General features: G+C 35.9%; 16 protein-coding genes. All 16 read left to right on the forward strand.

The annotated features are described in order from the left end of the window. Positions 1 to 19 precede the first annotated feature (19 nt). The 16 genes from K6T82_RS10960 (at position 20) to K6T82_RS11030 (ending at position 13,392) form a co-directional block, all read left to right on the forward strand. On the forward strand, positions 20 to 2,524 hold the full coding sequence (locus K6T82_RS10960; RefSeq protein WP_041515707.1) for a multicopper oxidase domain-containing protein: 2,505 nt from the start codon (positions 20 to 22) through the stop codon (positions 2,522 to 2,524). Between the two features lie 465 nt (positions 2,525 to 2,989). Continuing rightward, the gene (locus tag K6T82_RS10965) at positions 2,990 to 3,322 is read left to right on the forward strand and encodes an ArsR/SmtB family transcription factor (RefSeq protein WP_041515706.1); all 333 of its coding nucleotides are present in this window, start codon (positions 2,990 to 2,992) and stop codon (positions 3,320 to 3,322) included. Next, positions 3,313 to 3,819 (forward strand): GNAT family N-acetyltransferase, encoded by a 507-nt coding sequence (locus tag K6T82_RS10970; RefSeq protein WP_041515705.1) that lies wholly within the window; start codon positions 3,313 to 3,315, stop codon positions 3,817 to 3,819. Before K6T82_RS10965 ends, K6T82_RS10970 begins: the two co-directional genes overlap by 10 nt. Positions 3,820 to 3,852: 33 nt before the next feature. Beyond that, positions 3,853 to 4,326, forward strand: a complete 474-nt coding sequence (locus K6T82_RS10975) for a DUF6428 family protein (protein WP_041515704.1) — start codon at positions 3,853 to 3,855, stop codon at positions 4,324 to 4,326. A gap of 42 nt (positions 4,327 to 4,368) precedes the next feature. Then, positions 4,369 to 4,983 carry an arsenate-mycothiol transferase ArsC gene (locus K6T82_RS10980; RefSeq protein WP_223705942.1) on the forward strand — a complete coding sequence of 205 codons (615 nt, stop codon included), beginning with the start codon at positions 4,369 to 4,371 and terminating at the stop codon, positions 4,981 to 4,983. A 1-nt stretch (position 4,984) separates the two neighbouring features. Next, positions 4,985 to 6,070, forward strand: a complete 1,086-nt coding sequence (gene arsB / locus K6T82_RS10985; protein ID WP_129053268.1) for an ACR3 family arsenite efflux transporter — start codon at positions 4,985 to 4,987, stop codon at positions 6,068 to 6,070. A 7-nt stretch (positions 6,071 to 6,077) separates the two neighbouring features. Further along, on the forward strand, positions 6,078 to 6,812 hold the full coding sequence (locus K6T82_RS10990; RefSeq protein ID WP_129053267.1) for a metallophosphoesterase family protein: 735 nt from the start codon (positions 6,078 to 6,080) through the stop codon (positions 6,810 to 6,812). 21 nt (positions 6,813 to 6,833) lie between these two features. After that, entirely contained in the window at positions 6,834 to 7,406 is a 573-nt protein-coding gene (locus tag K6T82_RS10995) for a Crp/Fnr family transcriptional regulator (RefSeq protein ID WP_072953528.1), read from the forward strand. A gap of 73 nt (positions 7,407 to 7,479) precedes the next feature. Continuing rightward, positions 7,480 to 8,043, forward strand: a complete 564-nt coding sequence (locus K6T82_RS11000) for a hypothetical protein (protein ID WP_072953530.1) — start codon at positions 7,480 to 7,482, stop codon at positions 8,041 to 8,043. 33 nt (positions 8,044 to 8,076) lie between these two features. Further along, the gene (gene sigZ / locus K6T82_RS11005; protein WP_072953532.1) at positions 8,077 to 8,640 is read left to right on the forward strand and encodes an RNA polymerase sigma factor SigZ; all 564 of its coding nucleotides are present in this window, start codon (positions 8,077 to 8,079) and stop codon (positions 8,638 to 8,640) included. A gap of 129 nt (positions 8,641 to 8,769) precedes the next feature. Beyond that, the gene (locus K6T82_RS11010) at positions 8,770 to 8,943 is read left to right on the forward strand and encodes a hypothetical protein (RefSeq protein ID WP_157498527.1); all 174 of its coding nucleotides are present in this window, start codon (positions 8,770 to 8,772) and stop codon (positions 8,941 to 8,943) included. Positions 8,944 to 9,076: 133 nt separating this feature from the next. Next, on the forward strand, positions 9,077 to 9,451 hold the full coding sequence (locus tag K6T82_RS11015; protein WP_008463711.1) for an ArsR/SmtB family transcription factor: 375 nt from the start codon (positions 9,077 to 9,079) through the stop codon (positions 9,449 to 9,451). After that, a complete protein-coding gene (gene merTP / locus K6T82_RS11020; protein WP_072953533.1) occupies positions 9,448 to 10,047 on the forward strand; it encodes a mercuric transport protein MerTP in 600 nt (199 codons plus the stop codon). Before K6T82_RS11015 ends, merTP begins: the two co-directional genes overlap by 4 nt. Then, positions 10,044 to 10,250 carry a GDCCVxC domain-containing (seleno)protein gene (locus K6T82_RS11025; RefSeq protein WP_012025078.1) on the forward strand — a complete coding sequence of 69 codons (207 nt, stop codon included), beginning with the start codon at positions 10,044 to 10,046 and terminating at the stop codon, positions 10,248 to 10,250. Before merTP ends, K6T82_RS11025 begins: the two co-directional genes overlap by 4 nt. Before the next feature lie 564 nt (positions 10,251 to 10,814). Continuing rightward, complete coding sequence (locus K6T82_RS24675) at positions 10,815 to 11,138, forward strand: DUF6660 family protein (RefSeq protein ID WP_012025079.1); 324 nt, start codon at positions 10,815 to 10,817, stop codon at positions 11,136 to 11,138. Between the two features lie 73 nt (positions 11,139 to 11,211). Next, entirely contained in the window at positions 11,212 to 13,392 is a 2,181-nt protein-coding gene (locus K6T82_RS11030) for a TonB-dependent receptor (RefSeq protein ID WP_223705943.1), read from the forward strand. The last annotated feature ends 4 nt before the right edge of the window (positions 13,393 to 13,396 follow it).

Here is a 13,396-nt window from a genome sequence, read left to right on the forward strand (position 1 = left end):
ATTCTATAAAAATAGCAATATGAAAAATATACTTACAATACTAGTTTTTATCATGCTTCCTGTCCTAATTTATGCTCAGGATATGAAAACAATGGAAATGGATAAAAAGCCTTCGAAAGAAGAGTCAAATCCCACTACGTATACTTGTCCAATGCATCCCGAAATTCATGAAGCCAAACCAGGAAACTGCCCCAAGTGCGGTATGAAACTAGTTCCGGAAAAGTCAGACAAGCAAACAAAAACAGCAGAAAATAAAGCCACCAAGCAAACTGACCAAGGTAATAAGACACTTCAGGACGGCAATAGTAGTTCTATTTCTCAGAAAAGAGCTGAAGAAAATACTTCGCCACCGCGTGTAGTCCGATATGACCTGTATATAAGAGACACAATTGTAAATTTTACAGGAAAAGCAAAAAGGGCCATTGCCGTTAACGGACAAATACCTATGCCTACTTTGACCTTTACAGAAGGAGATACTGCGGAAATCTATGTTCACAATGAGCTGGATGAAGATACTTCCTTGCATTGGCATGGCTTATTCTTACCCAATCAATATGATGGTGTGCCAAATCTAACTCAAATGCCAATTAAACCCCATACGACGCATCTGTATACTTTTCCCATTATTCAGCATGGCACACACTGGTATCATAGCCATACTGAACTTCAGGAACAGATAGGCATGTACGGTTCGTTCATTATGAATAAAAGGACAGATGATCCGACCTTTCGCAAGGGAATCGATGATTTGCCTTCCGTTCCCATAATACTAAGTGAATGGACAGATATGAAACCTGAAAATGTACATCGATTACTGCACAATGCATCAGACTGGTTTGCTATTAAAAAGGGCACTACACAAAGTTATGCAGAAGCTATAAAACAGGGGTATTTCAGCGACAAAATAAAAAATGAATGGAAGCGAATGAATGCCATGGATGTCAGTGATGTTTATTACGACAAATTTTTAATCAATGGGAAAAATGAAAATCAGCTTTCCCAATTTAAAGCAGGTGATAAGGTCCGATTACGGGTTTCCAATGGAGGTGCATCAACCTACTTTTGGTTAACCTATGCCGGTGGGAAAATTACGGTTGTGGCAAATGATGGGAATGACGTAGAACCCGTTGAGGTTGATCGACTAATTATTGCAGTTTCTGAAACCTATGACATAGTTGTTACTATTCCAGCTGATAAAACAGCTTATGAATTTTTAGCAACACCCGAAGACCGAACAAAATCTACGTCCCTTTACATCGGAAGCGGAATTAAGCAATTAGTAGCTCCTTTGCCAAAACTTAAATATTTCGAAGGAATGAAAATGATGAACGGCATGATGAAAATGAATGGCGATCTGGATGACATGGGAATGAGCATGAGCCTTAATAAGATGGATATGAATGTAGTAATGTATCCTGAGATTACAGGTGAAACAAAGCCTAAAACCAGTACAAAGATGGAAGGAATGAAAATGGATGCTGAGCAATATAATGCCAATGCACTTTCGGATATTACAACACTAAATTATGCAATGCTTAAATCACCTACAAAAACTACGCTTCCCGAAAATGCCCCTGTTAAAGAACTAAAATTTGAACTTACGGGGAATATGAATCGATATGTATGGAGTCTGGACAATAAGGTGGTTTCAGAAGCTGATAAAATATTAATTAAAAAAGGTGAAAATGTACGTATAATTTTGCATAATAATTCTATGATGCGCCATCCAATGCACTTGCATGGACATGATTTCAGGGTTCTTAATGGACAAGGAGAATATGCACCATTAAAAAATGTGATTGATATAATGCCTATGGAAACCGATACTTTGGAATTTAATGCCAATGTTGATGGAGACTGGTTTTTTCACTGCCATATTTTATATCATATGATGAGCGGAATGGGCAGGGTTTTTACTTATGAAAATCAGCCGGCCAATCCTGAAATACCAAACCCAAAACTAGCACAGCGAAAACTTTTTGCCGACGACAGAAAATTCCACTTTATGGCAGAAAATGATTTTGCCACCAATGGAAATGACGGTGAAGCAATGTATCAAAGTACACGCTGGAGCATTGGAACCGAATGGAGGTTAGGATACAATGACATGCATGGTTATGAAACAGAAACACATATTGGTCGATATATTGGAAAAATGCAATGGTTAATGCCTTTTATAGGATTTGACTGGAGATATAGAAGAATGGGAGAAGATATACAAGAAAATAATCTTTTTGGACAAACCAATACTAAGGATAAACGTGCAGTGGTAAGTCTAGGGGTTAACTACATCCTACCTATGTTAATAGTAGCACAAGCTGAAGTTTTTACCGATGGTAAAGTCAGATTACAATTTGAACGTAAAGACATTCCCGTTTCTAAACGGCTTAGAATGAATTTGATGTGGAATACAGACAAGGAATATATGGCAGGACTACGCTATATAATTACCAGATGGGGTTCTTTGTCTTCACACTATGACAGTGATATGGGCTTTGGTGCAGGATTTATTTTAAATTACTAGCTTATAAGTACAATAGTAAATTATTGTAAGACCAAATTCTAGAATTAAGATTAATCGGTTAATATTGAAGGATATCAATTTTTTTAAATTGTCTTTCATTTGAACGGTGTGGAAGTCCATTCAAATTAATGATCGAAATTGAACCAGTATGAAAATCTAATAATACCAATTTTAAATTTAAAATTGGTATTATTAATAACAAATAACTGCAAATGCTGAACATCTTTCTAATTATGGGTTGTTCAGTTTGTATTGTATTTATATAATATCAGCTAACGATAAACCATGTAATTATTGCTTTATACATTGGTTTGATAAAACTAGCATTCGGGTAACAAACAATATTATAAAACCATATGCATCGAATCTTTTTCTTAGCCGATGCCTTCATCTTCATAAAAATAAATCTTTATATTTTTTTTTATTTAAATTATTATCGTAATATTGCAATATAAATATAAAACGATGGGAGCAACAAAAACAGATCACTTTACAGAAAGCCAGAACGAGCTGGCTGTTTTAGCAAAAGCATTAGGCCATCCTGCGCGTATTGCTATTATGGAATATTTATTAAAAGTGGATGCTTGCATCTGCGGAGATATTGTAAACGAACTTCCCCTTTCACAGCCGACCGTTTCACAGCATTTGAAAGAATTGAAAAATGCGGGACTGATTAAAGGAAGCATCGAAGGAAATTCTATCTGCTACTGCATCAACGAACCTGGACTTGAAAAGATAAAAGGTTTCTTTGAGCATATATCAGATCATTTGGCAAAAAAGCGAAGTGAATGCTGCTAATCTATAAAAATATGGAAATCAGAAAACTTTCGGATAAACACTGGGATCAGGTAAAAATAATTTACCAAAAAGGGATAGATACCGGCAATGCCACTTTCCAGACCAGCGCCCCTTCATGGGAAGACTGGGACCAGTCACATCTTAAGTCATGCCGGGTTGTGATGCAGGAAGATGGCAAGGTAATTGGCTGGGCTGCCCTTACACCTGTTTCTTCACGCTGCGTTTATGCGGGGGTTGCAGAGGTGAGCGTATATGTGGATCCAGCACATTCAGGAAAAGGAGTCGGGCTTACCCTTTTAAATGAACTTGTCCGACAGAGCGAAACAGAAGGAATCTGGACGCTTCAGGCAGGAATCTTTCCTGAGAATACAGCAAGTCTCCGCATCCATGAAAAAGCAGGCTTCCGAATACTTGGAACAAGAGAAAAAATCGGAAAACAGAATGGTATCTGGAGAAATACTGCGCTTCTTGAAAGAAGAAGCTCCGTTATTAATTAATAAAAAATATAGTTTAACTAAATATAAAAAATTATGAAACTTTCAGAAATTAAAGAAGTGCTTAAAACAGTGGAAGCTGTAAATTTTGAATTGCCGGACGGCACATTTGTACCAGAATATTTTCACGTAACTGAAGTAGGCTTGGTTACCAAAAACTTCATCGACTGCGGAGGAACAGTAAGAAAAGAAACAGTTGTAAACTTCCAGCTTTGGGATGCCAACGACTACGAGCACAGGCTTAAACCTCAGAAACTGATCCACATCATTGAGCTTTCAGAAAAAGTCTTGGGAATTGAAGACAATGAAATTGAAGTGGAGTACCAGAACACTACAATCGGGAAATACGATTTGGATTTTAACGGCAAAAACTTCACTCTGCTTAATAAACAGACAGCCTGCTTAGCTCAGGAGCAGTGCGGTATTCCATCTGATAAGCCTAAAGTAAAATTATCTCAGCTAAATACTGATAATGTTTCTTCATGCACTCCGGGCGGAGGATGCTGCTAATCATTAAACAGATAATCAATAAACCTTTACAGCCAAAAAACTATGTTATATCCACAAATTGAGAATACCGTTAAATCATTTGATTTTAAGCAGATCTCTGAAGATCGCAAAGCAGTCCTGCAGCCATTAATCGACTTCATTCAGACCAAAGTGGACAGTAAGCTGGAAACCAGACTAAACCTGATCTGCACGCATAATTCCAGAAGAAGCCACTTATCGCAGGTTTGGGCGCAGACTGCCGCCGCCTATTACGGCATCAAAAACGTTTCATGCTATTCAGGAGGAACCGAGGCTACTGCCCTTTTCCCGATGGCAGCGGAGACTTTGAAGGATTCAGGATTCAACATCAAAACCCTTTCAGAGGGTTCAAACCCCGTTTATTCAATAAAATATTCAGCTGACGAACTTCCTGTTATCGGTTTTTCCAAAACCTATGATGATGATTTCAATCCTGAAAGCGGATTTGCCGCAATAATGACCTGTTCGCAGGCTGACGGTGGATGCCCGTTTATAGCAGGCGCTGAGAAAAGAATCCCGATCACTTTTGAAGATCCAAAAATTTCCGACGGAACGCCTCAGCAGAAAGAAACTTATCTGGAGCGCAGTCTGCAGATTGGAACTGAAATGTTTTACATATTCTCACAAATAAAAAAATAAAATGTCAGCAAATAACTGTGCACCAGCTGTCGGACGCAAAAAGTTAAGCTTCCTTGACCGCTTCTTGACCCTTTGGATTTTCCTTGCTATGGCTATAGGCGTGGCTATAGGATACTTTATTCCTTCCAGCGGAGATTTCATCAATTCTTTCTCCAGCGGAACAACAAACATTCCATTGGCAATAGGACTTATCCTGATGATGTACCCGCCACTGGCAAAAGTAAAATACGAACAGATGGGACAGGTTTTCAAGAACACTAAAGTCTTGGGCGCCTCTTTATTCCTGAACTGGATTGTAGGCCCTGTCTTGATGTTTTTGTTGGCGCTCCTGTTTTTAAGCGGATATCCTGAATACATGATCGGGGTGATCCTGATTGGCCTGGCACGTTGTATCGCAATGGTTGTGGTATGGAACGATCTGGCAGACGGAAACCGCGAATATGCTGCAGGACTAATTGCCCTAAACAGTATTTTTCAGGTACTGCTTTATAGTGTATACGCTTACATTTTTATAACCATTCTACCTCCCTATTTTGGATATGATGGTTTTGAAGTCAATATCATCATTGCACAGATTGCCGAGAGTGTGGGTATCTATCTAGGTATTCCATTTGCTCTGGGAATCATAAGCCGCTATGCTTTGATAGCTTTAAAAGGCTCTGAATGGTTTGAGGATAAGTACGTGCCGTTTATCTCACCGATTACTCTTATTTCACTGCTCTTTACGATCATTGTAATGTTCAGCCTGAAAGGGGAACTTATTGTTCAAATCCCGATGGATGTCGTGCGTATTGCAATACCGCTTGTCATATACTTTACTTTAATGTTTGTCATCAGCTTTTTTACAGGAAAATATTTTGGGGCTGACTATTCAAAGGCTACATCTATTGCGTTTACAGCCACCGGCAATAATTTTGAATTGGCTATTGCCGTGGCAATTGGAGTATTCGGAATAAACAGCGGACAGGCATTTGCAGGTGTTATTGGTCCTTTGGTAGAAGTACCTGCTCTTATAGCACTGGTAAACCTTGCATTTTGGTTTAGAAAAAAGTATTTTACAAAACAACTGCCTGCAGAAACTGCTTAAAAGAAATATGAGAATTGCAATAATATCGGATATACATGCGAACTTCCCCGCATTGGAGCAGACCCTAAAAAGTATTGAAGAGCAGAATATTGATGCCGTTTACTGCTTAGGAGATTTAGTAGGCTACAATTTATGCCCCAATGCCGTGATCAATGAGATTCGTAAAAAGCATATCCCTACCCTTGCAGGAAATCACGATGTCAAAGCTGTCGAGATACATAATGACGGTTCAAATGACATTCAAAGCTACGCATATCAGATTGTGGGCAAAGAGCAGATCAAATATCTTTCTGCTCTTCCTGCCCATATTAAACTTGAATACCAGACGGCCAGCAGACTTATAAAAATTTTGATGGTCCATGGGAGTCCTTACAGCAACAGGGAATATTTGCTTGAGGATAAAAATGAGAAAGATTTTACCGACATCTTTCTTGATTCCAATACGGACATTCTTATCTGCGGACATTCTCATCTGCCGTATCATCGCATATTGGAAAATCCAAATAAAAAAGGCACTTATTTTCACGCCATTAATGCAGGGTCGGTTGGAAAACCTAAAGATAGAAATCCACACTGCTGTTATGCTGTGATAACAATTGAAAAAAGCAGCAATATTTCCAAAAAAGACGGCATTAAAGTAGAATTCATAAGAGTTCCGTATGATATTGAAAAAGCAGCCCGCGCTATTGAAGAGAGTCCTCTTCCGGACATTTACGCCTTTATGCTTAGAAAAGCATATTAATGTATTGAAATAAAACCTGCTATGGAAAGTTTTAAATTATTTTTAAAGAGCATTGTCCCTCTAAGCGATCAGGAATTTGAAAAGTACAGTCAGTATTTCAAAACAAGGACATTAGCCCGAAACAGTTATTTTGCAGAGATCGGCAAAACCTCTCATGAAGCGGCTTTTATTAAAAAAGGTTTGCTAAGGACATATTACATAAATGAAAAATCCGAAGAAGTGACTTCCTGCTTCTGTGCAGAAAATAATCTGACAGCTTCATATAAAAGCTTTATTTCGCAGCAGCATTCGGAACTTTCCATTCAGGCAGTGGAAGATACGGAACTTATAACAATCAGTTACAATGACCTGCAGAATCTCTATCAAAAGAGCCCTCTCTGGCAGAATATCGGAAGGACAATTGCCGAACGGCAGTATATGGTAATGGAACAGTATGCCAGTGTTTTGTGCAATGAAACTGCAAAGGAAAAATACATGCGCATGCTTAAGGAACAGCCTGCTGTTGTAAACAAGGCTTCAGTAAATGATATTGCAAGCTATCTTGGAATAACACGCAGGACGCTGAGCAGGATCAGAAAAGAAATTAGTCTGTAAATTCGAGGACATTTGTCCTTTTTGCTAATTATACTTTCCAATAGTTTTGCTTTTATAATCAATCAAAAATAAAATGGAAACAGCAATTATCATTTCATCCTTCTTTCTTGTCCTATTTGCGGTCTTGGCCTTATATGACGGCTTTTATCTGCATATTTTCAAATACCAGCTTCACGATCGAGAAGAAAGTAAAACCGAGCACATTACCCATACTTTGAGAGCTGTCTTCTTTCCGGCAATCCTTTATTTTCTGTTCTTGAAACAGGATAATCATACTAGTTTTGTAATAGGCTTGACCATTGTCATTCTGGATATACTGGTTCTCGGTTACGATGCTTTTATAGAAAAAGACAGCAGGCAGTTTATGGGAGGGCTTCCCCGCTGGGAATACATTGTCCATTTATTTGTAAATGGTTTTCATTTTGCGTCAATTGCAGTTTATCTCTCCATCAGGTTTACTTTTCAAAATGGGGAAATTATGATTTACAATATAAATCAATCTCCAGGATTCTTTAATCTGTTAATTGTAAATCTTTTGCCGGGAGCTATCCTAATGGCAATTCTTCATCTTTTCTTATGCATTCCAAAAACGGCCAACTTATGGAATAATTTCAGAAGTAAAATCAATTGTTGTTAATCCATCTTATTGCATAAGCAGAAGATAAATTTTATGAATTTGGAAATAAATACTATTCACAATCAGTTTTATATCATCTTGGGCAGATATATAAAGGCTCGTATAAATGATACCGACGATGCATCCGATGTTTTGCAGGAAGTTTTTATAAAGATAAACGAGAATTTAGGATCACTTACCGACGAAGGCAAACTAAAAAGCTGGATTTTCACAATCACAAGAAATTCCATTATTGATTATTACCGAAAAGATTCCAATCATAAGAAATCAGAGCTGACCGAATGTATGATGCAAAAGATTATGCATGAAACAGATTTTGATACTTCGGAAAGTCTGGACTGCTGTTTAATAAAATTCATTGAGCGGCTGCCGGAAGACTATCGGGACATTATCATGGATAGCGAAATACATGGAATTAAACAGAAAGACTTAACAGAAAAATACAGCCTTGCCTACCCTTCCATCCGTTCTAGAGTGCAAAGAGGCAGATCCAAATTAAAGGAAATGCTTCTGGATTGCTGCAGTATTGAATTAGACCGCCGTGGAAATATTATGAACGTTACCTCTAAAAAATCATGCAGCGGAGGAAAATGCTGATAACACCGAATCATTTTTGAAAACTTCATATATAGAAAATTCAGGCTGTTAAAAAAAAAAAATCAGCAAAGCCTGCATCATTTTTAGATTAGTGCGTCTTAAGTAGTATTAATCATTAAAATTAAAATTATGAAAAACAAAATGTACATTACTCTTGCAGCATTGGTATTGTCTGCTGGAAGTATCTTCGCTTATGCGAACTTATCAAAAACTGATGCAAAGAAAAACTGCACTGAAAAATGTTCTACGCATTGCTGTAGTGACGATTCGGGAACTTGTGCTCCGAAAGATTGCAAAAAGTAATATTTCGCTTTACTGTTTAAAAGACAACTCAAAAAGTTGTCTTTTTTTATGGGCAGGAATCATTCAAAATTTTAATTCAATTATTTTGTATTTTAGCATTTGCTTAAATAAGCAAAAAGTATAAATTTGCATTATGGAAGATATAATTTGTATACGACAGCAAGCAGATATTAAACAAATAATCCGCTGTAAAGACAGAGTATCAGAACTCAATACCTCATTTGACTATTTATCAAGTGGGCTTGAATTGGCTGGCAATAATGTGAGATTAAGAATTCTCTTTTTACTTTATGAAGAAAAACAGCTCTGTGTCTGTGACATAAGTGATATTCTTGAAATGAGTATTTCTGCAATTTCACAGCACTTACGGAAACTAAAAGACAGAAAACTTATTGAAACTAAACGGGAAGCGCAGACCATTTTCTATTCATTGACAAAGGAATATGAAAAAATGCTGAAACCTTTCTTCGAAATTTTAGCACAAAATGAAATTTTAGAAAAAATATGAAAACAGAGAATAAAATGATCGGAGCCGGATTTTTCACAGCATTAGCTGCTTCATTGTGCTGCATTACTCCCATATTAGCATTAGTTGCCGGAACAAGCGGGATTGCTTCTGCTTTTTCATGGCTTGAACCAATGAGGCCTTATTTCATCGGCCTGACTGTTATAATTATTGGTTTATCTTGGTATCAAAAGCTGAAAACTAAAAAGCTGATAGACTGTAACTGCGATAGAGAAGAAAATCCGAAATTCGTTAATTCAAAAATGTTTTTAGGAATAATTACAGTAATTGCAGCCCTCATGCTTTCGTTTCCTTACTACTCAAGCATTTTTTATCCAAATACAGAAAAGAAAGTCTTGGTCGTGAAAAAGACCAGCACTCAAAAAGCTGAGTTTAGAATAAGCGGAATGACTTGTGCCAGCTGTGAAAAACACGTGAATCACGAAGTGAATAAATTGATTGGAATAATAAATTCAAATGTAAATTATACTAATGGTAACGCAATTGTAGAATTTGATAATTCCAAAACTACTATTAATGAAATTGAAAAAGCAATAAATTCAACAGGCTATACAGTAACTAACAAAAAATTAAAATGAAAATCGTTCTACAATCAATAATAACCTGCCCCCTTTGCTCCCACAGTAAAGAAGAAACTATGCCAACTGATGCATGCCAATTTTTTTACGAATGTGAGAACTGCAAACAAACTCTTAAACCAAATCAAGGTGATTGCTGTGTATATTGCAGTTATGGAACTGTGCCATGTCCACCAATTCAGCAAGATAAAAAATGTTGCTAAATTGAATAATTTCTAATGGACAATAGATTATCATATACAAATTTTGATTATAAAATTTTAAGAATAATAATTTAAATTTACTGATGACATTTTTTTTCGCTCTCTTCAACTTAAATCTATAAGTTATTATGACAGAAATCACATCTATTACTGAATTAACGATTTTTAACATTTAACCCTTACGATACATACAAACCGCTTATCAACAAACTTTTAAAATAATTATCTTACAAATTCACTTGAAAAATAAGCTAATTTCTTTAAATCGTTCATAAAATGATTTGTAAATTGTGAACTAAACGTCACTTCTTAAAAAAACGTTAATTCCGAGGAATTAGCGTTTTTTTTATGCTTTTAAATTGTATTTAACCAGACTTTTACCTATAAATATATATGGTTTGAATATTTTAAAAGGTGACTTGACAGAATACAAACCACTTTAATCCTTGTTATATAAGACTAGCACAATAATTTTATATTTATATTAACAAAAAAACAGAAAACTTAGCCGAAAGAAAAACAATTACATGAAATTACTAAGTAAAATATTTATAATTTTGACGCGTGAAAATATGGGTAACAATATTATCGTTCATTGTACTGTTTCTTTCGACAGTACCTTGCTCTGCGTTTGCTAAACACTCTGAGTGTAGAGTGGAAAAAAACTGCAAGGGTGAGTCTCATGACTGCGGTGATGAATGCAATGGAAAATGTTCGCCATTTTATTCCTGTGGAACCTGTATTGGTTTTACAATAAACTTTAATTCTTCAATTATTACCGAAAAATTAGAATTCACAATTGAAGAAGCTTCACAGACACTATCATACTATAAATTTGTCGATTCTTCTTTCATCTGCAAAATCTGGCAGCCTCCTAAAATTTCTTAATAAAATACCGCTTTTACCTGCTTAACTTCAATTAAGCGGGCTTATCACCTTTATTAACATTAAGAAATCACAAATGTTTAAATATATTTTATTGATTGTGGCAATAGCATCTATTGGCACTGTACAGGCACAGAATAAAATCACATTCCATATAAAAAATACATCAACCAATGAACCTGTAAAAGGTGCTTCAGCTAAAATTGAAGAAACCAATGAAGTTTTGTCATCAGATAATAATGGTAACATCATTATCGAAAACCTTAAAAATGGAGACTACACATTATCGATCTCAATAGAGGGTTATGCTCCCAATAAAACACTTTTTAAAGTGCCTGCAGCTGTCAATTTTATAGAAATTGCATTGCAAAGTGAAATGGAAGAAGAAGCCGAAGAAATGAAAGAAATAGTGGTAATTTCTACAAGAGGTACAAGAACAATCAGCAATATTCCAACCAGAGTTGAGTTTATAGCAGGAGAAGAACTTGAAGAAAAAGCAAATATGAAACCGGGGGATATCCGTATGATGCTTAATGAAAGTACCGGAATCCAGACCCAGCAGACTTCAGCTACTTCTGGAAATTCTTCAATCAGAATTCAGGGACTAGACGGACGATATACACAAATCTTAAAAGATGGTTTTCCTGTATACTCAGGTGCATCAAGCGGACTGGGATTGCTGCAGACTCCTCCGTTAGATTTAAAACAGGTTGAGATAATTAAAGGTTCTGCCTCTACCCTTTACGGAGGTGGTGCAATTGCAGGTTTGGTTAATCTTGTATCTAAAACCCCTACCGAAGAAAGAGAATTGCGATTTCTAATTAATGGGACTTCCGCTCTTGGTTTGAATATTAATGGTTTTTATTCCCAGCAGTTTGATAAAATTGGATTGACTGTTTTTGCATCTCATGACCGAAACGCTCCTTATGACCCTGCTGATATACAGCTTACTGCGATTCCAAAATTCGAACGCTTTAATTTTAATCCAAAACTTTTTGTCAATTTTAATGAAAACACTAAACTAAATTTTGGCATTAATACAGTTTTTGAAAATCGTATCGGCGGGAATATTGACTATATAAAAGACGAAAATAAATACCCTGACAGTTATTTCGAAAAAAATAAAACGCAGAGAATAAGCACTCAGTTCACCCTTACTCATAAATTTAATGATCAGGAATCTATTACCATTAAAAACAGTTTTAATAATTTCAGCCGCATTATAACTATTCCTGACTATATTTTTGATGGCCTGCAGAACAGTACTTTCTCAGAAATCAGCTATTCTAAAAATGGAGAAATTGCAGAATGGGTTGCTGGTGGAAATTTATATACTGACAAGTTTACTGAAAACAGCCAGACAGCTTTTCCATTAAGAAACTATAATCAGATCACTTATGGTGCTTTTGTTCAGAATACCGTCAAAGCTAAAGAATGGCTGGATATCGAGACTGGTCTTCGAGGTGATTATGTTGTTGATTACGGATTCTCATTATTACCTAGAATCTCAGCTTTATTTAAAATTAATTCCAAACTTACTTCACGACTTGGTGGCGGTTTAGGCTACAAAACACCAACTATTTTTACCGAAGAAAGCGAGCGTATTCAATATCAAAATGTACTCCCTATTAATAGTGATTTCAATAAACTTGAAAAAAGTTACGGACTTAACTTTGATGTGAATTATAAAACTAAAATTACCGAAGATATTTCATTATCATTGAATCAATTATTCTTTTATACAAATGTTGATAATCCACTGATTTTAACTTCGCTTCCTAATGACCTTTACCAATTTGTAAATATTAATGGATATTTAGATACAAAAGGAACAGAAACAAATGTGAAATTAGGCTATAAAGATTTTAAACTATTTGTTGGGTACACTTTTGCTGATGCTTCGATAGACAACAATGGCATAAAATCTCAAAATCCTTTAACTGCTAAACACAGATTAAATAATGTTTTGATGTATGAAGTCGAAGATAAATGGAAAGCTGGTTTAGAAGCTTATTATTACAGTCCTCAAAAGTTAAGTGATGGTACAACTGGAAGGGAATATTGGATTTTCGGCTTCATGGTAGAAAAGCTTTGGGAAAATTTTTCAATTTTTGCCAATTTTGAAAATTTTACTGATACCAGACAGACAAAATTTGGAAGTATCTACACAGGACCAATTTCAAATCCTGTTTTCAAAGATATTTATGCACCGTTAGACGGATTTGTTGTAAATGCAGGTATTAAGATTAAAATATAGTCTT

This window comes from Flavobacterium potami (assembly GCF_020026915.1).
GTDB lineage: Bacteria > Bacteroidota > Bacteroidia > Flavobacteriales > Flavobacteriaceae > Flavobacterium > Flavobacterium potami.

What these genes read in the sequence shown, in the direction of transcription:
- K6T82_RS10960 (WP_041515707.1), top strand. Translation starts at nt 20, where the DNA reads ATGAAAAATATACTTACAATACTAGTTTTTATCATGCTTCCTGTCCTA.
- K6T82_RS10965 (WP_041515706.1), top strand. Translation starts at nt 2,990, where the DNA reads ATGGGAGCAACAAAAACAGATCACTTTACAGAAAGCCAGAACGAGCTG.
- K6T82_RS10970 (WP_041515705.1), top strand. Translation starts at nt 3,313, where the DNA reads ATGCTGCTAATCTATAAAAATATGGAAATCAGAAAACTTTCGGATAAA.
- K6T82_RS10975 (WP_041515704.1), top strand. Translation starts at nt 3,853, where the DNA reads ATGAAACTTTCAGAAATTAAAGAAGTGCTTAAAACAGTGGAAGCTGTA.
- K6T82_RS10980 (WP_223705942.1), top strand. Translation starts at nt 4,369, where the DNA reads ATGTTATATCCACAAATTGAGAATACCGTTAAATCATTTGATTTTAAG.
- arsB (WP_129053268.1), top strand. Translation starts at nt 4,985, where the DNA reads ATGTCAGCAAATAACTGTGCACCAGCTGTCGGACGCAAAAAGTTAAGC.
- K6T82_RS10990 (WP_129053267.1), top strand. Translation starts at nt 6,078, where the DNA reads ATGAGAATTGCAATAATATCGGATATACATGCGAACTTCCCCGCATTG.
- K6T82_RS10995 (WP_072953528.1), top strand. Translation starts at nt 6,834, where the DNA reads ATGGAAAGTTTTAAATTATTTTTAAAGAGCATTGTCCCTCTAAGCGAT.
- K6T82_RS11000 (WP_072953530.1), top strand. Translation starts at nt 7,480, where the DNA reads ATGGAAACAGCAATTATCATTTCATCCTTCTTTCTTGTCCTATTTGCG.
- sigZ (WP_072953532.1), top strand. Translation starts at nt 8,077, where the DNA reads ATGAATTTGGAAATAAATACTATTCACAATCAGTTTTATATCATCTTG.
- K6T82_RS11010 (WP_157498527.1), top strand. Translation starts at nt 8,770, where the DNA reads ATGAAAAACAAAATGTACATTACTCTTGCAGCATTGGTATTGTCTGCT.
- K6T82_RS11015 (WP_008463711.1), top strand. Translation starts at nt 9,077, where the DNA reads ATGGAAGATATAATTTGTATACGACAGCAAGCAGATATTAAACAAATA.
- merTP (WP_072953533.1), top strand. Translation starts at nt 9,448, where the DNA reads ATGAAAACAGAGAATAAAATGATCGGAGCCGGATTTTTCACAGCATTA.
- K6T82_RS11025 (WP_012025078.1), top strand. Translation starts at nt 10,044, where the DNA reads ATGAAAATCGTTCTACAATCAATAATAACCTGCCCCCTTTGCTCCCAC.
- K6T82_RS11030 (WP_223705943.1), top strand. Translation starts at nt 11,212, where the DNA reads ATGTTTAAATATATTTTATTGATTGTGGCAATAGCATCTATTGGCACT.